Source organism: Paraclostridium bifermentans, assembly GCF_019916025.1.
Taxonomy (GTDB): Bacteria; Bacillota; Clostridia; order Peptostreptococcales; family Peptostreptococcaceae; genus Paraclostridium; species Paraclostridium bifermentans.
The window spans coordinates 2,133,362-2,155,035 of record NZ_CP079737.1 but is presented as its reverse complement, the minus strand read 5'-3'; the positions used below and the strand labels follow the sequence as shown (position 1 = coordinate 2,155,035).

At 26.7% G+C, this 21,674-nt stretch carries 23 protein-coding genes; 20 read left to right on the top strand and 3 right to left on the bottom strand.

What is annotated here, in order from left to right:
- Positions 1 to 38 precede the first annotated feature (38 nt).
- Positions 39 to 704: a coiled-coil domain-containing protein gene (locus tag KXZ80_RS10380; RefSeq protein ID WP_021433408.1), complete on the top strand. Its 666-nt coding sequence runs from the start codon at positions 39 to 41 to the stop codon at positions 702 to 704.
- A gap of 68 nt (positions 705 to 772) precedes the next feature.
- On the opposite strand, the gene KXZ80_RS10375 is transcribed toward KXZ80_RS10380, so the two are convergent.
- Both KXZ80_RS10375 and KXZ80_RS10370 read right to left on the bottom strand, forming a co-directional pair.
- Positions 773 to 982, bottom strand: a complete 210-nt coding sequence (locus KXZ80_RS10375; RefSeq protein WP_021431163.1) for a cold-shock protein — start codon at positions 980 to 982, stop codon at positions 773 to 775.
- A gap of 102 nt (positions 983 to 1,084) precedes the next feature.
- Positions 1,085 to 2,359, bottom strand: coding sequence for an amidohydrolase family protein (locus tag KXZ80_RS10370; RefSeq protein ID WP_021433407.1), 1,275 nt, complete (start codon positions 2,357 to 2,359; stop codon positions 1,085 to 1,087).
- Between the two features lie 204 nt (positions 2,360 to 2,563).
- Here KXZ80_RS10370 and KXZ80_RS10365 point away from each other — a divergent pair, with 204 nt between their 5' ends.
- The 7 genes from KXZ80_RS10365 to KXZ80_RS10335 all read left to right on the top strand — a co-directional run bounded on the left by KXZ80_RS10365 (position 2,564) and on the right by KXZ80_RS10335 (position 11,407).
- Positions 2,564 to 6,805 (top strand): 2-hydroxyacyl-CoA dehydratase, encoded by a 4,242-nt coding sequence (locus KXZ80_RS10365; protein WP_021433406.1) that lies wholly within the window; start codon positions 2,564 to 2,566, stop codon positions 6,803 to 6,805.
- Between the two features lie 204 nt (positions 6,806 to 7,009).
- Positions 7,010 to 7,561 carry a GNAT family N-acetyltransferase gene (locus KXZ80_RS10360; protein ID WP_021433405.1) on the top strand — a complete coding sequence of 184 codons (552 nt, stop codon included), beginning with the start codon at positions 7,010 to 7,012 and terminating at the stop codon, positions 7,559 to 7,561.
- Positions 7,562 to 7,627: 66 nt separating this feature from the next.
- The gene (locus KXZ80_RS10355) at positions 7,628 to 8,932 is read left to right on the top strand and encodes a hypothetical protein (RefSeq protein WP_021433404.1); all 1,305 of its coding nucleotides are present in this window, start codon (positions 7,628 to 7,630) and stop codon (positions 8,930 to 8,932) included.
- A 79-nt stretch (positions 8,933 to 9,011) separates the two neighbouring features.
- Positions 9,012 to 9,371: an arsenate reductase family protein gene (locus KXZ80_RS10350; RefSeq protein ID WP_077175981.1), complete on the top strand. Its 360-nt coding sequence runs from the start codon at positions 9,012 to 9,014 to the stop codon at positions 9,369 to 9,371.
- A gap of 141 nt (positions 9,372 to 9,512) precedes the next feature.
- A complete protein-coding gene (locus KXZ80_RS10345; protein WP_408636692.1) occupies positions 9,513 to 9,893 on the top strand; it encodes a GntR family transcriptional regulator in 381 nt (126 codons plus the stop codon).
- Positions 9,894 to 9,905: 12 nt separating this feature from the next.
- Positions 9,906 to 10,760 carry an ABC transporter ATP-binding protein gene (locus KXZ80_RS10340; protein ID WP_021433402.1) on the top strand — a complete coding sequence of 285 codons (855 nt, stop codon included), beginning with the start codon at positions 9,906 to 9,908 and terminating at the stop codon, positions 10,758 to 10,760.
- A gap of 2 nt (positions 10,761 to 10,762) precedes the next feature.
- Positions 10,763 to 11,407, top strand: coding sequence for an ABC-2 transporter permease (locus tag KXZ80_RS10335; RefSeq protein WP_021433401.1), 645 nt, complete (start codon positions 10,763 to 10,765; stop codon positions 11,405 to 11,407).
- Between the two features lie 21 nt (positions 11,408 to 11,428).
- Here the strand turns inward: KXZ80_RS10335 and KXZ80_RS10330 are convergent, their stop codons facing one another.
- Positions 11,429 to 11,668 carry a hypothetical protein gene (locus KXZ80_RS10330; RefSeq protein ID WP_021433400.1) on the bottom strand — a complete coding sequence of 80 codons (240 nt, stop codon included), beginning with the start codon at positions 11,666 to 11,668 and terminating at the stop codon, positions 11,429 to 11,431.
- Between the two features lie 209 nt (positions 11,669 to 11,877).
- Here KXZ80_RS10330 and KXZ80_RS10325 point away from each other — a divergent pair, with 209 nt between their 5' ends.
- The 12 genes from KXZ80_RS10325 to KXZ80_RS10270 all read left to right on the top strand — a co-directional run bounded on the left by KXZ80_RS10325 (position 11,878) and on the right by KXZ80_RS10270 (position 21,636).
- The gene (locus KXZ80_RS10325; RefSeq protein ID WP_021431153.1) at positions 11,878 to 12,396 is read left to right on the top strand and encodes a hypothetical protein; all 519 of its coding nucleotides are present in this window, start codon (positions 11,878 to 11,880) and stop codon (positions 12,394 to 12,396) included.
- Positions 12,397 to 12,613: 217 nt separating this feature from the next.
- On the top strand, positions 12,614 to 13,423 hold the full coding sequence (gene larE, locus KXZ80_RS10320) for an ATP-dependent sacrificial sulfur transferase LarE (protein WP_021433399.1): 810 nt from the start codon (positions 12,614 to 12,616) through the stop codon (positions 13,421 to 13,423).
- Positions 13,424 to 13,432: 9 nt separating this feature from the next.
- Positions 13,433 to 14,590 carry a THUMP domain-containing class I SAM-dependent RNA methyltransferase gene (locus KXZ80_RS10315; protein ID WP_021433398.1) on the top strand — a complete coding sequence of 386 codons (1,158 nt, stop codon included), beginning with the start codon at positions 13,433 to 13,435 and terminating at the stop codon, positions 14,588 to 14,590.
- 57 nt (positions 14,591 to 14,647) lie between these two features.
- Positions 14,648 to 15,046: a hypothetical protein gene (locus tag KXZ80_RS10310; RefSeq protein WP_021433397.1), complete on the top strand. Its 399-nt coding sequence runs from the start codon at positions 14,648 to 14,650 to the stop codon at positions 15,044 to 15,046.
- Positions 15,047 to 15,121: 75 nt separating this feature from the next.
- On the top strand, positions 15,122 to 15,748 hold the full coding sequence (locus tag KXZ80_RS10305; protein ID WP_021433396.1) for an HD domain-containing protein: 627 nt from the start codon (positions 15,122 to 15,124) through the stop codon (positions 15,746 to 15,748).
- Positions 15,749 to 17,119, top strand: a complete 1,371-nt coding sequence (locus KXZ80_RS10300; RefSeq protein WP_021433395.1) for an FG-GAP repeat domain-containing protein — start codon at positions 15,749 to 15,751, stop codon at positions 17,117 to 17,119.
- A 19-nt stretch (positions 17,120 to 17,138) separates the two neighbouring features.
- Complete coding sequence (gene walR, locus KXZ80_RS10295; protein ID WP_021431147.1) at positions 17,139 to 17,840, top strand: cell wall metabolism DNA-binding response regulator WalR; 702 nt, start codon at positions 17,139 to 17,141, stop codon at positions 17,838 to 17,840.
- On the top strand, positions 17,840 to 19,261 hold the full coding sequence (locus KXZ80_RS10290) for a sensor histidine kinase (protein WP_021433394.1): 1,422 nt from the start codon (positions 17,840 to 17,842) through the stop codon (positions 19,259 to 19,261). The genes walR and KXZ80_RS10290 overlap by 1 nt, the downstream gene beginning before the upstream one ends.
- A 13-nt stretch (positions 19,262 to 19,274) precedes the next feature.
- Positions 19,275 to 20,012 carry a tRNA pseudouridine(38-40) synthase TruA gene (gene truA / locus KXZ80_RS10285; RefSeq protein WP_021433393.1) on the top strand — a complete coding sequence of 246 codons (738 nt, stop codon included), beginning with the start codon at positions 19,275 to 19,277 and terminating at the stop codon, positions 20,010 to 20,012.
- Positions 20,013 to 20,057: 45 nt separating this feature from the next.
- Positions 20,058 to 20,366: a GIY-YIG nuclease family protein gene (locus tag KXZ80_RS10280; RefSeq protein ID WP_021433392.1), complete on the top strand. Its 309-nt coding sequence runs from the start codon at positions 20,058 to 20,060 to the stop codon at positions 20,364 to 20,366.
- A 191-nt stretch (positions 20,367 to 20,557) separates the two neighbouring features.
- Positions 20,558 to 21,307, top strand: coding sequence for a carbohydrate deacetylase (locus KXZ80_RS10275; protein WP_021433391.1), 750 nt, complete (start codon positions 20,558 to 20,560; stop codon positions 21,305 to 21,307).
- Positions 21,308 to 21,309: 2 nt separating this feature from the next.
- Positions 21,310 to 21,636 carry a PTS lactose/cellobiose transporter subunit IIA gene (locus tag KXZ80_RS10270; protein ID WP_021433390.1) on the top strand — a complete coding sequence of 109 codons (327 nt, stop codon included), beginning with the start codon at positions 21,310 to 21,312 and terminating at the stop codon, positions 21,634 to 21,636.
- Positions 21,637 to 21,674 lie beyond the last annotated feature (38 nt).

Genomic DNA, 21,674 nt, shown 5'->3' with positions numbered 1-21,674 from the left:
GTAAAAAGGTTAGAATTCTAAGTAAATAGGAGGTAATTATGAAAAAGAGAATATTTTTGATGACTGCATTAATTTCTACTATGATTTTAACAGGTTGTTCAAATGATAATATAAAAGAAAAAAAGGAAGAGAAAACAACTACTAAGGAAAGTAGCGTAGATATTGATGTAGCAGGAAAAATAAGAGATAAATTTGATGAACTTGATACAGATTCGCATATAAGCTCTTTAACTGAATTTGCACATAGTTTTTCTGATAAAGTTGATTCTGCTAAATCTACATTAAAAGATGCAAATAATGCGTTGGATTCAGCAGGAGATTTAACTGCAGGATTAGACTCTAAAATTAATGATGCAAATAGCAAAATAAGTAGTGCTAGAGGAGATGTTAATTCAGCTAGACATAAAGTAAATTCTAAAATAGATAATGCTACAGATAAGGTTAATTCAGCATCAGATAAGTTAAGCACAGCAAAAAATAAAGCAGATAGTGCAAAAGATAAAGTAAGTGATAAAATAAATAAAGCAGATAAAGATGTAAATAATGCCAAAGATAAAGTTAATGAAATAGATAGAGATATAAACAATACAAAAGATAAAGTTAATAATAAAGTTGATGACACGAAAAATAAAATAGAAGATACGAAAAACAAGATAGATAGTATAAAAAATGATATATCAGATAAAATTCACAATAGACACTAGAAAAAAACAAAGATTGCAACAAAAAAATTCTTACTGTAATATATAATTATACAGTAAGAATTTTTTATTTACATTTTATGAACATTTATAGCAGATAAACCTTTTGGAGCATCTATTACATCAAAACCTACTTCTTCTCCTTCGTGCAAATCCTTACAATGTCCATTTTCCTTAACATTAGAAAAATGAACAAAAACATCGTTTCCATCGTTAGCGGATATAAATCCATATCCCCTATCATTATCAAACCATTTAACTACGCCTGTGAATTTTGACATACAAAAACTCCTTTAAATTTTATTTAGACAAATTACAAATAATTTATCTAAACATAGTATTTACGGTTAAAGATTTTTAATAGGAGAAAATATATGTAAAATTTAATAAAATTTAGGGTCTGAGATTTCTTCTCCTCTTACATATCTATGGATAATATTTCTATCGTCACCTATATATATAAATCTTTCCAACCTTTCAATTAAACTATAACTTTCAGGATTTAAATTACTATCATCTAAAATCAAGGCATCAAAATCATAGTTTTTTTCGAAACTACCGACTTTTCCAAAAAAGCTTCCTCCACCTTTTGTAGCCATATAAAAAGCTTCTGAGAGAGTTAAAAAATCTACTTGCTTATTTGAATTAACCCAAAAAAGTTTAGAACATTGTATAGCATTTACCATAACTTTGAATATAGATAAATCGTGACCTCCACTAATATCTGAGCCAAGTGCTATATTAATATCATTATCTAAAAATTTTCTAACAGGCATAATACCACTTCCCAAATTTAAATTTGAATTCGGACAGTGAACTGCAAATACGTTATTTTTTTTCATAAGTTCTAATTCTTTATTACAAGAATAAACACAATGAGCCATTAAAGTTTTAGTTTGACCGAACAAGTTAAATCTATTATAAGCATCTCCATAAAATTCAGATTCTGGTTGAAGTTGTTTAACCCAATCTATTTCTCCTAAATTCTCAGATAGATGAGATTGAGTAGGTACATTATACTTAACTGCTAAATCACCTAATGATTTTAAAAGTTCACTATTACAGCTAGGTATAAATCTTGGCGTAATTATAGGATTAACCAGTTCATCAGCATTATAATAATTTTCTAATATATACTCAGTATCAGAAATTGACTTTTCTGTATTTTCTAATAAGTCGTCTGTGCAGTTTATATTCATATTAACTTTTCCAACAAGAGCACCAAGTCCACTTTGCTTAAATAAATCCATAAGCCTTATGCTAGACTCTTTATGAACGGTTGCAAAAACAGCTATTCTAGTGGTCCCATGTCGCCAAACCTCTTTTATAAAATTTTTATAAACTTTATCTGAATATTCTATGCTTTTAAATTTTCCTTCTTCAGGGAATGTGTAATTATCAAGCCAAGGTATTAACTCTTTATCCATAGCCATTCCTAAATTTCTAAATTGAGGTGCATGACAATGTAAATCATTCATTCCTGGAATTATTAAATTATTACTAAAATCTATAACTTCAAAATTTTGATATTCACTTGGTAAGTTTTTATATAAATCTAGTATCTTTCCATTTTTAACTATTATAAAACCATTTTCTATTATTTCAAATTTATCTTTAATTTTCGTAAATAATATATTTCCCTTATATATTTGAACCATAAATACCTCCTAATATGTGAAAAAAATTATAAAAATTGTTAATTTAATTATAATATACGTATGATTAAAAGTAAAATATAAAAAAAGTTCGCATTGTGATGGTTTTAAATACTGTAGCTAAAAATAGTATATGTAATATGATGAAGTAAAAATTCATATTTTATAGTGATAATCAATTTGTCCTAAATAATGGGGGGAGATTTTATGATAGATGATTTTCATATAGGTATAGATATTGGATCAACTACAGTAAAAGTTATTGTATTGGATGATAGTAAAAATATGATATTTAAATCATACAAAAGGCATTTATCAGATATAAAAAATTCAGTTATAAGTTTATTAAGTGAAGCCTATGATAGTGTAGGTGATAATAGAGTATCTGTTGTTATAACCGGATCTGGAGGTATGAAATTAGCAAAAAAATTAAATGTAGAATTTGTTCAAGAAGTAATAGCAAGTACAAAGGCGATTGAAACTTATAATCCAGAAACTGATGTGGTTATAGAACTTGGTGGAGAAGATGCTAAAATAATATATGTGACTAATGGTATAGAACAGAGAATGAATGGGATATGCGCTGGAGGTACAGGGTCTTTTATAGATCAGATGGCAATATTATTAAAAACTGATGCTAAAGGGCTAAATGATTTAGCCAAAGACTATAAAAATATATATAGCATAGCCGCTAGGTGTGGAGTATTTGCTAAAACAGATATACAACCACTTATAAATGAAGGAGCTAGAAAAGAAGATATAGCTGCTAGCATATTTCATGCTGTAGTTGTCCAAACGATTAGTGTATTGGCCTGTGGAAGAAAAATTAAAGGTAATGTTGCATTTTTAGGAGGACCGCTATATTTTTTATCAGAACTAAGAAATAGGTTTATAGATGTACTAAAATTAGAGAAAGGAAATATTATATTTCCTGAAAATGCACAGTTGTACATAGCTATGGGTGCTGCATTATCATATAAAAATGACTATATGTTATTTAGTGATTTAATAAAAAACATAGAAAGTTTAAAAGATATAGAAGATGTAGTTAACTCTGAAATTAAACCATTGTTTGATAACGAAAGAGAATATGAACTTTTTAAAAATAGACATAAAAAAAATATAGTAAAATCAATAGATATATCAAGCTATAAAGGTAAATGTTTTTTAGGAATTGATGCAGGGTCTACAACTACAAAAGTTGCATTAATAGACGAAGGTGGAAATTTATTATTTTCAGAATATAAAAGTAATGAAGGGAACCCCTTAAGATCAACTATAGGCATTTTAAATAATCTATACAGTAAATTACCAAGTGAAGCGAAAATTGTGAATTCTGTAGTAACAGGATATGGAGAAGGATTAATTAAAAGTGCCTTGAAAGTTGATTTTGGAGAGATAGAAACTATCGCTCACTATAAAGGAGCTAAATTTTTCTCACCGAAAGTTGATTTTATATTAGATATAGGCGGGCAAGATATGAAGTGCTTAAAAATAAATCAAGGTGTAATTGAAACTATCATCTTAAATGAAGCTTGCTCATCTGGATGTGGATCTTTTTTAGAAACATTTGCTAAGTCATTAAATCTAGATATAAAAGAATTTGCTACAAAGGCATTATTTTCAAAACATCCTGTTGATTTAGGATCAAGATGCACAGTTTTTATGAACTCTAGAGTAAAACAAGCTCAAAAAGAAGGGAATTCGGTAGGAGATATAAGTGCAGGGCTTTCTTACTCTGTTATAAAGAATGCGTTGTATAAAGTTATAAAAATGAAGTCATCTGAAGATATTGGAAAGCATCCTGTTGTACAAGGGGGGACCTTTTATAATGATGCAGTTTTAAGATCATTTGAAAATTTAACATGTAGAGAAGTTGTAAGACCTAATATAGCTGGTATAATGGGAGCCTTTGGGGCAAGTATAATTGCAAAAGAAAAGTATAAAGAAGGTTATATAACAACCCTTTTAAATAAAGCATCTATGAACTCTATAAATTTAAAAATAAGTACGTCTAGATGTAAGGGGTGTTCAAATAATTGCTTGCTTACTGTAAATGATTTTGGAAACTCAGAAAAATTCATATCTGGAAATAGATGTGAAAAGGGAATGGGTTTATATAGAAAAGAAAAAGTTGATATAAATTTATTTGATTATAAATATAAACGAGTGTTTAATTATAGAAAATTGGATGCAGAAAGCGCAATAAGAAAAGAAATTGGAATTCCTAGAGTTTTAAATATATATGAAGATTATCCTTTATGGCATACTATATTTACAAATTTAGGATTTAGTGTTGTTTTGTCAGATGCATCTTCAAAGGATGTTTATGAGCAGGGGATGGATTCTATTGCATCAGAATCTGCATGTTATCCAGCAAAACTAGTTCATGGTCATATACAAAATTTAATAAAAAAAGGTATAAAAAACATATTTTATCCATGTATTAGGAGTGAGAGTAAAGAATTTAAAAATGCCAACAATAGTTTTAATTGTCCTGTTGTAATGTCTTACTCAGAAGTAATTAAAAATAATATTAGTGAGATTAAAGAAAATAAAATAAATTATATTAACCCATTTTTACCTATACACAATAAAAGTTCTTTAAAAAAACGACTTTTAGAAGAATTAAATAAAATAAAAAATTATGATAAAGATTTCTTAGAAATTAGTAAAGAAGAGATAAATAAAAGTGTAGAGTTAGGCTTTGAAGAATATGAAAAATTTAAAGCAGATATGAGGTATATGGGAGAAAAATCTATAGAAATAATAAATAAAAGTAATAAAAGAGGCATTGTGTTAGCAGGAAGACCATATCATATAGATCCAGAAATAAATCATGGAATACCAGAATTGATAAATTCATTAGACATGGCAGTTTTAACAGAGGATAGTGTCGCACATTTAGGAAAGTTAGAAGAACCTTTAAGAGTGGTTGATCAGTGGACATATCACTCAAGACTTTACAGAGCTGCAAATTTTGTGAATTCTGAAAAAAATATAGAACTTGTACAATTAAATTCTTTTGGATGTGGATTAGATGCAGTTACAACTGATCAAGTTCAAGAAATTTTAAATGGTGAAGGCAAAATTTATACATGCATAAAAATAGATGAAGGCAACAATTTAGGAGCAGCGAAGATAAGATTAAGATCATTAAAAGCATCTATAGAAGAAAGAGATATTAATGGGTTAAAGATAGAGAAAAGGAAAAAAACATATATAAAAGGAAAAATAAATAAATCTACAAAATCAAATTATACTATACTAATGCCGCAAATGTCGCCTATCCACTTTGAGTTAGTAGAGCATGCAATTAAATCTTGTGGATATAACATCGAAGTGCTTAAAGAATATGACGGAGCTATAGAAGAAGGATTGAAATATGTTAATAATGATGCTTGCTATCCTGCGATAATTGTTATAGGGCAATTGGTTAAGGCTATTAAAAGTGGAAAATATGATTTAAGTAAAACTATGGTTGCAATAACACAAACTGGAGGTGTTTGTAGAGCTACAAATTACATTGGTTTCTTGAGAAAGGCATTGAGTGATGCAGGTTATGGTTATATTCCAGTAATATCATTATCTTTAAATGGAGAAGAAAAACGAAATTTATATAGTGTATTTTCATTAGGGCTTATAAATAGGGTTATGATGGCAGCTATTTATGGAGATTTACTTATGAAAGTTTTATATAGAGTAAGACCGTATGAACGATATAAGGGTAGTGCAAATAAACTATATCAAAAGCATCTAGAAATTTGTAAGGATAGTTTAAAAAAGGCCAGTCTATCTAACTTTAAAGAAAATATATATAACATAGTTAAAGAATTTGATGAATTTCCTATAAAGGAACAAGATAAACCTAGAGTTGGATTGGTAGGAGAAATTTTAGTTAAGTTTCACCCACTGGCAAATAATAATATTGTAGATGTTTTAGAGGCTGAAGGCGTAGAGGTTGTTGTTCCAGAACTTATAAATTTCTTCTTAAGTTGCGCTTATAATACTTATTATAAATCAGAGTATTTGTTAGATAAAAAATATAAAAAATTAGGCGGAAAGTTAATGAAAGATACAATCGAGATGTATCAAAAACATTACTCAAATGCATTGAAAAATAGTAAAAGATTTAATATACCAGAGAGTATTGAAACATTAGCTAGTAAAGCTTCTAAGATAGTTTCGATTGGGAATCAAGCGGGAGAGGGATGGTTATTAACTGCTGAAATGGTAGAGCTTATAGAAAGTGGAGTTGGAAATATTGTATGTATGCAACCTTTTGCTTGTTTACCAAATCATATAACAGGGAAGGGCGTTATCAAGGAACTTAAACGAATTTATAAAAATGCAAATATTGTTCCAATTGATTATGACCCAGGAGCAAGTGAAGTAAATCAAATTAATAGGATTAAACTTATGTTGTCAACATCATTTAAAACAATGTAAAAAGAAGATGTATAAACTACATCTTCTTTTTAGTTATTTAGTAGAAAGTTACTTAACAATAAATTATATAACATTAAAAAATAGATATTATTACCAAATTTAATATTATAATATAAAGGGATTAAAAAGATGTTTGGCGAATAATGTAAGGTTGTGGAGAATTAGAATATATAATTTGAAAAATTTAATAAGGAGGATAGATTGTTGATATATATATTTAGAGATTTACCAAGTTTACATACTGAAAGGTTAACACTTAGAAAAATTTATAGAAATGATATTAATGAATTACATAGATGTCTATCTAATGATTATCTATCAAAATATATGTTAATAGATTTTGATAAAAGTATAAATACGACAAAGAAGATGCTAGATATGATAATAAATGGATATGAAAATGATAAGGCTACTCCTTGGGGAGTTACTTTAAAAGAAGATGGAAAATTAATTGGTATGTGTGGATTTTCAAGTTATAGTGAATTAAATAATAAAGCTGAGGTTGGATATATATTAAATAGTGACTATTGGAATAAAGGAATAATAACAGAAGCTCTTTGCAGTGTTATAGATTTTGGGTTTAAAAATATGAACTTAAATAAAATAGAAGCTAAATGTATATCAGGAAATGCTGCATCTGAAAAAGTTATGATAAAAAGTGGAATGCGCTTAGATGGGATATTAAGAAGTGATAGGATTCATAAGGGTATGTATACAGATTTAAAACTATATTCAATTTTGAAACAAGACAAATAAATGTTGTTTATTTGCCTTATATGTTATAATATTAAGACAACTATGTAAAATGAAGGTGGGCTAAAAATGAAGGTAGTAAAAGAAGCTATATCGTCTCCTTATTTAGAATATGGAATTGATGAAGATATAGTTATTCATGAAGGAAATTTTTGCATTTACCTAGATAAGCTATATAAATGTAAGGGCCGGATCTACTATAGAATTAGTCCTCCCGTATGTATAAATTTTGAAGCTAAAGTACTAGGTCATAAAAATATAGATTTAGAAATTCTTAAAGATGATTATCTGGAGGGAATGGTAGAAGTCCATGGATATCAGCCTTTCCAAGTTAATATAAATAATATACAAAAAAATTATGTAGATGGATACGTTAGCAGCGGAATAATAAAATCAAAAAATAGATATGTGGATTACATAGATTTTCATATTGTAAACTTTGACAAAAAGCAAGGAACACTTATAAAGTATATGGATAAATTGTTTGCTGGAAGAATTGAGTTTGAAATAAGTGGATATGAGATAATAATTGACAAAAGATACGATTATAAAAAAGAACTATATGAAGAGTTAAGGTTTAAAAATGGTAGCATAATTACACATATAGGAAGAATAAAAAGAAAAGATAATAAAGTATTTAAGTCAACATATATATTTAAACTATTAGATGAGATATCAGATACGCTTAGCTTTTTAGCTGGAAGATATATAGGTATATGTATGGTAATGGGATATAAAGACAATCAAAATACATTTAGGCTATGGAAGGAGTCTTTAACAACTCCATTTAAATATGTTCCTACATGGTCTGACACTATAGCAAATCATCATAATATTGAAAAATATATGAACTTAATGTGCAGAAAATTGCATGATTCTTACTATGGTCCAGCGTTAAAGCATGTAGTAGACTGGTACATAGAATCTATAGATAATATAAGTATAGAAAATAATGTTGTATCCTTACAAATCGCACTAGAAACATTGTCTTATGTTGTTGTCGTTGAAAAAAATAAAATTTTAACTGATGTAGAGTTTGAAAAAAATACAGCCTCTGACAATATAAGAATCTTATTAGATGCGTGTAGCATATATTATGGAAAAGAAGAATTAAATTTATTTAATGAATATATTTATAACAAGTTCAATGATGGAGTTGATATATTTACATATTTTAGAAATAAAGTTGTTCATCCAACACGAAAAACTAAAAGAGCTAATTTAACAGTTGAAGATATGTGGAATATACTTCAAATAGGTACTAGATACGTGGAGTTAGTAGTTTTATATATCATTAATTATAAAGGAGAGTATTCTAACCGTTTAAATGATAGATGCTATGGAGAGGTTGAAGTTGTTCCATGGAATGATTAAATTTTATTTTAAGAAAATGTTTTAACATGTAGAAAACTGTGTAATAATATAAAAAATACAGTAAAGGAAAGTGATATATATGTTAAAATTTTATGGATATTCTAGATGATCTACAGTTAGGAAAGCCAAGGCTTGGCTTAATGATAATAATATAGATTTTGAGGAAATAGAAATAGTAAAAAATCCTCCTAGCAAAGAAGAATTAGAAACTATGTATAAAACAGGCACATATGAATTAAAAAAATTCTTTAACACTAGTGGAGTTAAATATAGAGAACTTGGACTTAAAGATATAGTTAAAAGTGAAAGTGATGATAAATTACTAGAAATTTTAGCTAGTGATGGAATGCTTATAAAAAGGCCTATAGCATTTGATGGAAAAAATGTACTTATAGGATTTAAAGAAGATGAATGGAAAGAAAAACTTTTAATAAAATAAAAAAAGAACCTTTATATAAAGGTTCTTTTTTTATTTTATTAAATTTAAAGAAGATAAAGTTGACAACAGTGTATATAAAGTGTATATATATAATATATACATTTTATATACACTATGCATATTATATTAAAGAAATGAGGTGTGAAATTGAATATAAATATAAGTAATACATCTACAACTCCACTTTATGAACAAATTCAAAATCAAATTCAAAATCAAATTTTAGATTCTACACTAAAGCAAGGGGAAGGATTACCTTCTATAAGAAATTTTGCAAAAGAACTAAAGGTAAGTATTATAACTATAAAAAGGGCTTATGAGGAACTTGAAAAAGAAGGTTTTATAGAGACGGTTTCAGGAAGAGGCACCTTTGTGTCTATGCAAAATAAAGATAGATTAAGAGAAACAGCTTTATATGAAATAGAAAATAAACTTGAAATAGTTATAAAACAAGCAAAGTCAATAGGTATAAGTTTAGAAGAAGGTATAGAAATATTTAAAAGTTTATATGAAGAAGTCTAAGGAGGTTAGAGAATGAGTGCTATAGATATAAAAAATTTAAATAAAACACTAGGAGATTTTAAATTAACAATAAATGATATTGAAATTAAAAAAGGTTATATAACTGGTTTTATAGGGCCTAATGGTTCAGGAAAAACAACAACTATGAAGTTGATTATGAACATGCTGAAAAAAGATAGTGGAACTATAAAAGTATTTGATAAAGAAAGTCAAGTTGATGATATTCAAATAAAAGAAATCGTAGGATACATAGGAGAGGTATCCGGTTATATGAAAGAAAATAAATTGAAAAATATAAAAAAATCAATAAAACCATTTTATAAAAATTGGGATGAACAACTATATAAAAAATATATAATGCAATTTAAATTAAATGAAAACAAAGTATATAAAGAACTTTCAAAAGGACAACAAAAGAAATTTGAACTTGTAATGGTACTATCACATCATCCAAAGTTGATAATAATGGATGAACCAACAGCGAACTTAGATCCATTAGTAAGGAATGAATTTCTTGAAATTTTACAGGAACATATAGAAAAAGAAGAAGCTACAGTATTTTATTCAACTCATATAACATCTGACTTAGATAAAGTAGCAGATTTTCTTGTATTTATATACGAAGGAAATATAATCCTTTCGGGAAATAAAGAGGATATACTTGAGAATCATAAAATAATAAGAGGAAAGAAAGACTTGTTAGATGTAGATACAAAAAAAGAATTAATATCATATACTGAAAATTCTTTTGGGTTTAATGGTATGACATCTAATGTTAAAAATGCTTATGAAGTATTTGGTGAAGAAGTAGTATATGATAATGCAAATTTAGAAGATATATTAATGTATTATACAAAGGGGTGTTAATTATGGTAAATATAATTAATCTTACGAAGATGAGTTTAAATAATTTAAGTTCGGTTATAAAAAGTATTGGTATTGTATTTTGTACATGGATTATAGTATCGATATTTTCTCCCGCGTTTCTAAATATGTTATTCTGTATAGGTTCATATTTAATTGTATATCAAACTATGGCTTATGAAGATATAAATGGTATAGACAACCTTGTATCAACACTTCCTATAAAAAGAAGTGAGTATGTAATATCTAGATATATTTTAGGTATATTTGGAGCTATAATATCTATGATTTTATTATTAGTAGTATACTTTATTATGGTCAAAGTTAATAAAACTTATGTGCCTTTAGAATTATTAATAACAACAGGTGTATTGTCATCAGTATTACTTACCTCAGTTATAATTCCTATAGTTTTAAAATTTGGAGTAACAAAAGGAAAAATAATAAATTTTTTAGTTCTTTTTGTAATAATATCAGTAGGAACGGGTATTGTTCAAGAGATTGGCTCAAGTAAAGAATCTATAGATAATATTATTGGAATAATAAGTTCAGTAGGATTTACTATGATCACAGTTATAATAAGTTTACTTATAATAACAATATCTATGGTAATGAGTTTAAAACTATATAAAGGTAAAGAAATAAAATAATATTAAAATGGATTAGTATAACTAATCCATTTTTTCTGGTATATAAATTTTTGGTATGTACAAAGTTATATTTTCTAAGCTTGTAATAGCCTCATAAATAATCTTAGCATTATTTTCTATATCATTGCTTTTTAGATCTAATGTTAAAAGTATTTTTGATAAGTTTTTAATTTCTAAGGTATTAGTATTTTCTATAAACCCAATTTTTATATTTTTATTACATTTAAGTAGGTCATTTAAATGTTTAAAATTTAAAGTCATAATATCCCCTCCATGATAAGTTTATAATATATATGTAAAAAACTCAAATAAAAACAAAGTATTACAATATGAATAAATTTTATAAAAATTTTGAATAAAAACTGGATATTTTTAGTATTAAAATTCAGAATCATGTGATAATATTTTAGATGTAATTAAAAGTTTTAGTTAACTATATTGTTTTTAAAATCTAAATAGGGAGGCAGCTGATGGGGGAAAAACAAAATAGCTCTATGATAAGATCTCTTTCAATTATAATTGCAGTACTATTTTCAATAGAAATAGTTACATATACTATGGTATATATAAACTTAAAAAGCAACTCTAATAATGCAACAAATGACATAATGTTTTTTATGATACCGCCTATTATATATATGATAGCATTTTATATATCTTTTAAGGCTATTGAAGATGAAGAAAACTCAATTTTTTCTACATTGCTAAGTATTTTAGCATCATGGACTCCGTTTTTTTTAGTACCAACTTTTATAGATAATAACATGTTAGAAACGCTATTTACTAACTTAGAGATAGTTAAACTATTACCTAAGATATCTATAGCTATAGGAGTGGTATCAACTTTAAAAGGGATTGGGGCTTATACAATTAAATCTAAAAAAGAAAAAGAAGCAAGAAGAGAGAGAGAATTGCAAATAAAAAGAGAAAGGCGAGAACTTTATAAACAAGAATTATTAAAGCATAAAAATAGAAAAAGAACTTATTAAATTTATATATCTAAAGTAGTAAGTATTTTAAGTTAAATAAATAAAAAGAGTTGTCTTATCAATTGAGACAACTCTTTTTTGTTTTAATATATATTAAAGTTAAAAAGTCAAATAAAAACAAAATATTACAATATCGACACATCTTCTAAAATGTTTGATTAAAAACTATATATTGTATATAATTAAATGTATTAGAAAATGGGGGAGGTATGTGGGAATGGATACTTCAAATAAGCTAAATATTCTAAAGAATAAACTTAAAGAAATGGAAAGTGTTTTAATTGCATTTTCAGGTGGAGTAGATAGTACTTTTTTATTAAAAGTGGCACATGATGTGTTAGGAGATAAATGCGCAGCAGTTACTATACATGCTATGATGCATTCAAATAGAGAAATAGAAGAAGCTAAGGAATTTACCAAATCATTAGGTGTAAAACATATAGTTATAAAAATTGATGACTTTGATGTTAAAGAATTTATCGAAAATGATGAAAAAAGATGTTACTACTGTAAAAAAACTATATTTACGAATATAAAAAATATAGCTAAAGATAATAACATAAATTATGTCTTAGATGGAACAAATTTAGATGATTTAGGCGATTACAGACCAGGCTTAAAAGCATTGGAAGAGTTAGATATAAAAAGCCCTTTAAAGGACAGTTTATTAACGAAAAAAGAAATTAGAAGCTTATCAAAAGAACTTAATGTTCCTACATTTAATAAGCCTGCATTTGCATGCTTAGCTACAAGAATACCTTATGGAGAAGTTATAACAAATGATAAGCTTAGAATGATTGAAAAAAGTGAAGAATACTTACAGGATTTAGGATTTAAACAATTTAGAGTAAGATTACATGGCAATTTAGCGAGAATAGAAGTAGAAGAAAATGAGATACATAAATTTTTTGATAAAAATTTATTAAAAACTACACATGATAAGTTTAAAGATATTGGATTTAGGTATATAACTTTAGATTTATTAGGTTATCGAATGGGCAATATGAATGATAGTATCAAGCAATAGGAGGAAGACATGAAAAATTATACATTAATAACACCGTGTTTTTTCGGTATAGAAAAAATATTAAAAAATGAAATATCAAATTTAGGTTATGAAGTAATAAAAACTGAAGATGGAAGAGTAACTTACAAAACGGATGAAAAAGGAATAGCTATGTCTAATATATGGCTAAGAACTGCTGAAAGAGTTCTTTTAAAAGTTGCTGAGTTTGAAGCTAAAACTTTTAATGATTTATTTGAAAGCACAAAAGCTATAAATTGGTCAAAATACATTCCATATGGTGGAGAATTCCCCGTTTCAAAGGCATCTTCAATAAAATCTAAATTATTTTCCACTTCAGATATACAAGCAATTGTAAAAAAAGCTGTAGTTGAAAGTTTGAAAACTAGCTATCAAGAAGATGGAATGTTACCAGAAACTAAAGAAAAATATCCAATACAAGTGTTTATTCATAAAGACATAGTAACTATAACACTAGATACAAGTGGAATGGCACTTCATAAAAGAGGATATAGAGAAGTATCAACAAAGGCTCCATTAAGAGAAACTATGGCATCTGCTATGGTGCAGTTAACACCTTGGCAGCCAGGAAGAATATTTGTTGACCCAATGTGTGGATCTGGAACTATAGTAATAGAGGCTGCTATGTTAGGACTGAATATGGCTCCTGGACTTAATAGAGAATTTATATCTGAAAAGTGGACTACTATGGATAAAAATATATGGTGGGATGTAAGAAAAGAAGCATTTGAAAAAATGAATACAGATGTAGATTTTAAAATTCAAGGATATGATATAGACAAAGAAGCTGTTATGATAGCTCAAAAAAATGCAGAACTTGCAGGCGTAGAAGAATATGTAGAGTTTAAAGTTTTTAATGCTAAAAACTTTGAAAGCGAAGAAAAATTTGGATTTATAGTGACAAACCCTCCTTATGGAGAAAGATTAGAAGATCAGCAAACTGTAAAAAAACTATATAAAGATTTAGGTTATGCATTTAAAGAGCTTAAAACATGGTCTTATTATATGGTTACTTCATATGAAGACTTTGAAAATGCATTTAATAAAAAGGCTACTAAAAAGAGAAAATTATACAATGGTAGGTTAAAAACTTATATATATCAATATATAGGACCTAAGCCGCCTAAATATATGAATAATAACAAATAATTACAAGCCCTCTTAAATATAAATATAGTGTAGTAATAAATTTAAGGGGGGATATAAATGAGATTATCAGCTAAGAAAAATAGTAAAGTTCAACCAAGGAAAAGAACTGATAAGAATAAACAAAATAAAATAAAAGAAGTATCAAAGGAACAAGTAGTATTAAATGAGATTATGGATAAAGAAGATAAGGAAGCTGAAATAGTATTAAATGATTTAGTTCCAGAAAGAGATAAATCAAAGTATGGTATAAAAGCTAATTCAAATAATAACCAGAAAAAAAATGGAATTAAGCTAAATTTTAATTTGTTTCCAAAAAGTAATAAAGCTAATACTTCAAATAATAAATCTAGAAATAATAAAGTTATAAAAAATGAGGAATTAGCAAAAAATAAAGAATATGAAAAAATTGAAGAAGAAACAAAAGTTATAGATGAGATAGATAATGCACAAGAATAAAAATTCAAAACAAGAGCTTATTTTAATAAGCTCTTGTTTTGGAAATTTAAAAATTAACATAAGGATGTGTACACTATGAGTCAAGAATTAACTTTTAAAGAAATTAGTAATCATTTAATAGAAGATGAAACACCTTCTTTATATATAAAAAAAATACTTTCAGATGAGAGGTATTCTTTTGAGCTTAAAGACAAACTTTTAAAGCTTGAAAGAATAGATCAAAACCCAAAATATCATCCAGAGGGAAATGTCCTAAACCATATTTTATTAGTTTTAGATAATGCAGCTCAAATAAAGAAATTTTCTAAAAATAGTTTATCTTTTATGTGGGCAGCACTTCTTCATGATATTGGAAAGATTACTACTACTAAGATTAGAAAGGGAAGGATTACTTCTTATAATCATGATGTAGAAGGTGAACAAATTTCTAAGAAAATTTTGGACAAGCTTACAGATGATGAAGAATTAAAATATACAGTTTCTAAATTAGTTAGATATCACATGCAACCATTATTTTTTGATAAAAACTTACCTTTTTTTAGTTGTGAAGAGATGCTAAAAGAAATTGATTATAATGAGGTTGCTTTAATATCGATGGCAGATAGATTAGGAAGAGGAAATATTTCTAGTGAAATTAGAGAAAAAGAACTAGAAAATCTAGAGAAGTTTAAAGCGTATTTAAAAACTAGAGAGGAAAAATAAATGAAGCTATTTAAATTAATTGTATTGATTTTATTTGCAGGGTTCTTAAATGTAGGATGTGCTACAAGTACAGCATCACCTGAACAATTAATCAGAAAGCCTTTGTACAATGAACAAAAATTAAATTTGAAAGTTAATATAGAAAATGCATTAAAAGGAGCAAAACCATTATTACCTAAAAATTCTTCAAATGTATCTTCTATAAATGAAATTGATTTAGATAAAAATAAAGTAAATGAATTAGTTGTATTCCAAAAGAAAGACGATGTAGATGAAGGAAATGTAAAAGTTGGTTTTTCAATAATGAACTATGGAAAAGATAGCGTATATTCTGTTGTAGATGAATATTTAGTTAAAGGTGAAAGCATTGAGTATGCAAACTTTTCTGACTTAGACAATGATGGGAATAAAGAGATAATATTATTAACTAAAGATGGAAATAAGAGTAATTTAGATATATGCCAATTTAAGAATAATAAAATAACTAGACTATATAGGTTTGACCCAAATTGGATAAAAGACTCAAATGCATATACAGATATAAAAATTTTCATAGGGAATCTAGATAATGATGGAACTCCTGATATTGTTATATGCAGTCTAAACCCCGAAACTCATAAAATGATAGTGAGTTTAACTTATTTTGATAAATACATAAGACTTAAAGATTATACAACAATAAACGATGTAAAAAGTTTAGATAATGTATATATAGATATAAAAAAGGTACGAAAAGATAAAAAAGCAATTATCTTAGGTTATAAGCCTTTTACAGGTGGAGAATCTTATTTTACTCAAATACTGTATTTAAGTGGAAATAAATTAATGAAAGCATTTGAAGAAAATGATATAAAAACAAAAAATCAATATTATATGGCTCCAGAGGATATTAACAACGATGGAGTTGTGGAAATACCTATAATTAACAATAACACTAGAGGATATAATAAAAAAACATCAGCTAATGTAAGTTGGTATAGTTGGAATGGAAAAGAAAATGAAGAATCAAATTTAGTATTTGTAAGTCAAGTTTATTACAATTACTCTAATAATTTTAAATTGCTTATACCTAATAATTTAGCTAATAAAATATATATTGAAGAAGTTCCAAAAGACAATAAACTTTATTTTGAATTTATGTATTATGATACTCAACATACAGAGCCTATAAAGTTATTTACTATTAGTAAGGTAAATAAAAATAATGTTGATGAAAGTAAAACTGCTAATTCAAATACTAATAATGGAGGTTATATAATTTTAGAAAATGAAAATGCATCATTTATGTTGCTTATAAATAGTCCTGAAGTATTAAAAAAATTAGATATACCAAATGAAGCAATAAAAGGGTATTTTTTACCTATTTATTAGGTTGGAGGGAGGAAGTATTATGAATGAAAAAATCTTAATTTTAGAAGATGAAATAGGTATAAGAAGTTTTGTAAGCATAAATTTAAAAAGAGAAGGTTATGAGGTTATAGAAGCAGGGACAGGACAAGAAGCTATAGATAAAATAACAAATGAAAAAAATATATCTATAGCATTGCTAGATGTTATGTTACCTGATATGAGTGGAATAGATGTATGCAAGCATATAAGAAACAATTTTGATTCAGTTGGTATTATAATGCTTACAGCTAAATCTCAGGAAGAAGACAAAATAGAAGGTTTTATATCTGGAGCAGATGATTATATGGTTAAACCATTTAGTATAAAGGAACTGCTTATGAGAGTAAGTGCTCTTTCAAGAAGAATTAATAGAGAAGCAAATGCAAAGAATAAAAGTATAATAGAAAGTGGACCTTTCGTATTAGATTTAGAAAAAAGAAAATTAACTAAAAATAATTCAGATATAGAATTAACTCCAACAGAATTTTCAATAGTTAAGTTTTTAATAACAAATGAAAAGCAATCTTTAAGTAGAGATCAAATTTTAGATGAGGTATGGGGAACTAACTATCTATATGATTTTAAGATAGTTGATGTAAACATAAGAAGAATAAGAAATAAAATAGAAGATGATCCATCAAAACCTAAATTTATACAAACGGTTTGGGGATATGGTTACTGTTGGAGAAAGGAAGAACAATAGTGATACACTTTGAAGGACTTAGAAAAAAAATAATAAAGAATTATTTTATAATAATTATTATAACTGTAACACTATTTGAAGGGCTATTTATATTCTATGCTCAAAACTATTATTATGACTCTATAAAAACAACACTTACTAATCAAGCTAGAAGCACTGATAGTATATACAGTGGATATATGGGAGATAGTTCATTTGAGCAAAAGGTGAATAACTTATATGATAAAAAAGATATAGATAGTTATTCAAAAATGGCATTAGAAATAATAGACAAAGATAAGAATATTATAATTGATCAATATGGATTTAGAAGTAGAGAAAAAGCTCATTATGAAGATGTAAATGAAGCGTTAAAAAACAAAACAACAACAAGCACATATAGAATGAAAGATACTGGAGAACATGTTATGAGTATTTCAGTACCTTTAAAATCTAACAACCAAATTGAAGGAGTAGCAAGATATACCGTTTCACTAGATTACGTTGATAGAACTATATTTAAGATAGTTTTAGGTCTAATACTTGCAGGTATATTTATTTTATTAATAGCAATATCTATAAGTTTAAAATTTGCATATACTTTGATTGATCCATTAAGTGAACTTAAAAAATTTGCAAATGAATTAGCTCGTGGAAATTACAATATAAGATTAAAACCAAGAGCTATAATTGATGATGAAATTGGAGAATTAGCAGAAACATTTGAACATATGGCAAAAGAAATTGATAAAAGTGAAAAGTTAAAAGAAGAGTTCATATCATCAATTTCACATGAATTAAGGACACCTTTAACATCAATTAAAGGATGGAGTGAGACCTTAGGATATGAAGGAATTGGAAAAGAGGAGTTAGATTTAGGACTAGGAATAATTCAAGATGAAACAGAAAGACTTATTAAACTTGTTGAAGAACTTTTAGATTTTTCAAGGTTATCATCTGATAGAATTAAACTTCAAATAGATATGGTTGATATTCAACAATTAGCTTTTGGAGTAGTGAATCAATTAAAAGTTAAGTCACAAGAAAAGAATATTTCATTAAGTTGTGAAGTTGAAGACACTCAAATGAGACCGATACAAGGAGATAAAAATAGACTAAGACAAGTTCTTATAAACTTAGTACAAAACTCTTTAAAATTCACAGAAGAAAATGGATATGTAAAGATTGTAGTTCATCAAGAAGAAGATTATACAACTATTAGTGTGGTTGATAATGGAGAAGGTATAGAAGAACATAATTTAGAAAAGGTATTAGATAAATTTTTCCAAGAAAATTATAATAAAGCAGGTAGTGGTTTAGGACTTGCTATAAGTAATGAAATTGTAAAATTACATGGCGGAGAAATGAAAATAAAAAGTAAAAAAGGTGAAGGCACATGTATTATGTTTACATTAAAAAATACATTACTGGAGTCTGTATAGAAAGAGGATAAAAATGAGAAATATTAAAATCACTATTGAGTATGACGGATCAAGATACAAAGGATTTCAAAGATTAAAAGATAATGATAATACGATACAAGGAAAGATTGAAGCTGTACTTAGCAAAATGGCAGATGAAAAAATAGAAATAATCGGATCAGGAAGAACTGATATGGGTGTTCACGCTTACAATCAAGTAGCTAACTTTAAAACAAACTCTAGTTTATCTGTTAGAAAAATTAACGATTATTTAAACAATTATTTACCAGAGGACATAGTTATAAAAAATGTTGAAGAAGTTGATGAAAGATTCCATTCAAGATATAATGTAAAACAAAAAGTATATTTATATAAAATAAATAACTCTAAAACTCAAGATGTGTTTTTGAGAAAATATAGTACTTATATAGAAAAACCGTTAGATATAGAATTGATGAAAAAAGCTAGCGAGTATTTAGTAGGAGAGCATGACTTTACAAGTTTTGCATCATCTAAATCAAAAAAGAAATCAAATGTAAGAGAGATACACAGTATAACAATAAATAAAAATAAAGATATGATAGACATATTTGTAGAAGGTAATGGCTTTTTATACAATATGGTAAGAATAATAGCAGGAGCTTTAATAGAGGTTGGATTAAATAAAAAAACTCCTGAGGATATAAAACTTATGTTGGACGCAAAAGATAGAAGTAAAGCATCAGACACTGCGCCAGCTAAAGGTCTATACTTATATTCTGTTAAATACTAATTATTAAGCAGCTTTTAGCTGCTTAATTTATTTTTTGGAGGGAAAATGTATTACACATATATAATAACTTGTAAAGATGAAACTTATTACATTGGATATACTAGCGATATTAAAAGAAGAATTAATGAACATAAAATAGGAAAGAACTCGAAATATACTAGAGCAAGAGGATTTAAAAATTTAGAAATATACTGGAGTAGTAATTCACGTAGTGATGCAATGAAGTTAGAATGTTTTTTGAAAAAGCTTACAAGGTTAAATAAAACTAAACTTATAAATAATCCTAGTTTACTATATGATAAATATAAAGTGGATGATAAAAAATATAGGTTAGAGGTGTTAGACGAATTATAATTTCAAAAATTATTAAGTAGTAGTTTGTATAATTATAGGCTGAAATAGACTTTGTATATTAAAAGTAAATAAAATTTAAAATAAAATTAAAAATAAAATTTAAAAATAATATTGATTTTTGTATATGAAAATGTTATTTTAAATATGTAAACGTTTTACTAAAAAAAGAGGAAGAGGGGAGAGGGGTATTTGTGACAAATATAATAATAAATGCAGATGATTTTGGCTACTGTGAAGGTGTAAATCAGGGTATTATTTCAGCATATAAAAATGGAGTTGTAACTTCTTGTAGTATAATGGCGGGCATGCCTGGTTTTAATCAAGCTGTGAAGCTTTTAAATGAAAACAAAGGGCTTGGTTGTGGAGTTCATATGACTTTGAGTTGTTATAAACCGGTTTTAGATACACATAAAACTTTGGTAGATGAAAGTGGATACTTCTTTAGGAGAATAACAAAAGAAAAGGCTATGGAATTTGATTTAGATGAGGTATATCTAGAACTTTGCTCACAAATAGATAAAGCTATAGGTGCTGGAGTTAAAATAAGTCATTTAGATAGTCATCATCATATACATACACTTGAAGCGTTTAGACCAGTAATTGAGAAAATATTAAAAAAGTATAATTTGCCTATACGAGGTGGATTTGAATATGAAATTAGTTATGATAAAGTAGTTCCGCTTATAGATAGTTTTTATGGGGATAATATAAGTGATGATTATTTTAATAATAACATTGACGATATAAAAAAATTTAAAGTTGTGGATATAATGAGCCATCCTGCATTTGTAGATGCTTTTTTATCAAAATCAACCTCATATTCTATACAACGAACATTAGAACATGAAATATTAACTTCATTTGAACTAAAACAGTTTTTTGAAGATAATAATATAAACTTAATTAATTATAACAATATAGGGGAAAGTGAAGGTATTTAATTATGAATGAAAAAATTTTTGAAATATCATTTGGTATAATAGGTCATGCGGGAGATGCTAAAAGTACAGCACATGAAGCATTAGGTGAAGCTAAATTAGGAAATTTTGAAAAGGCAAGAGAGTTATTAAAAGAAGCTAATGAAACATTAACTAAGGCTCATAGATTTCAAACTGAGTTAATTCAAGCAGAGGCTAGTGGAGAAAAAACTGAAATGGGAGTTGTATTAGTTCATTCTCAAGACCATTTAATGACAACTATGAATTTTTTACAATTAGCTAAAGAATTTGTTGATATGTATGAATTTATATATAGTAAATTAGAAAAATAATAAAAAATAAAAGCGCTTATTTATAAGCGCTTTTATTT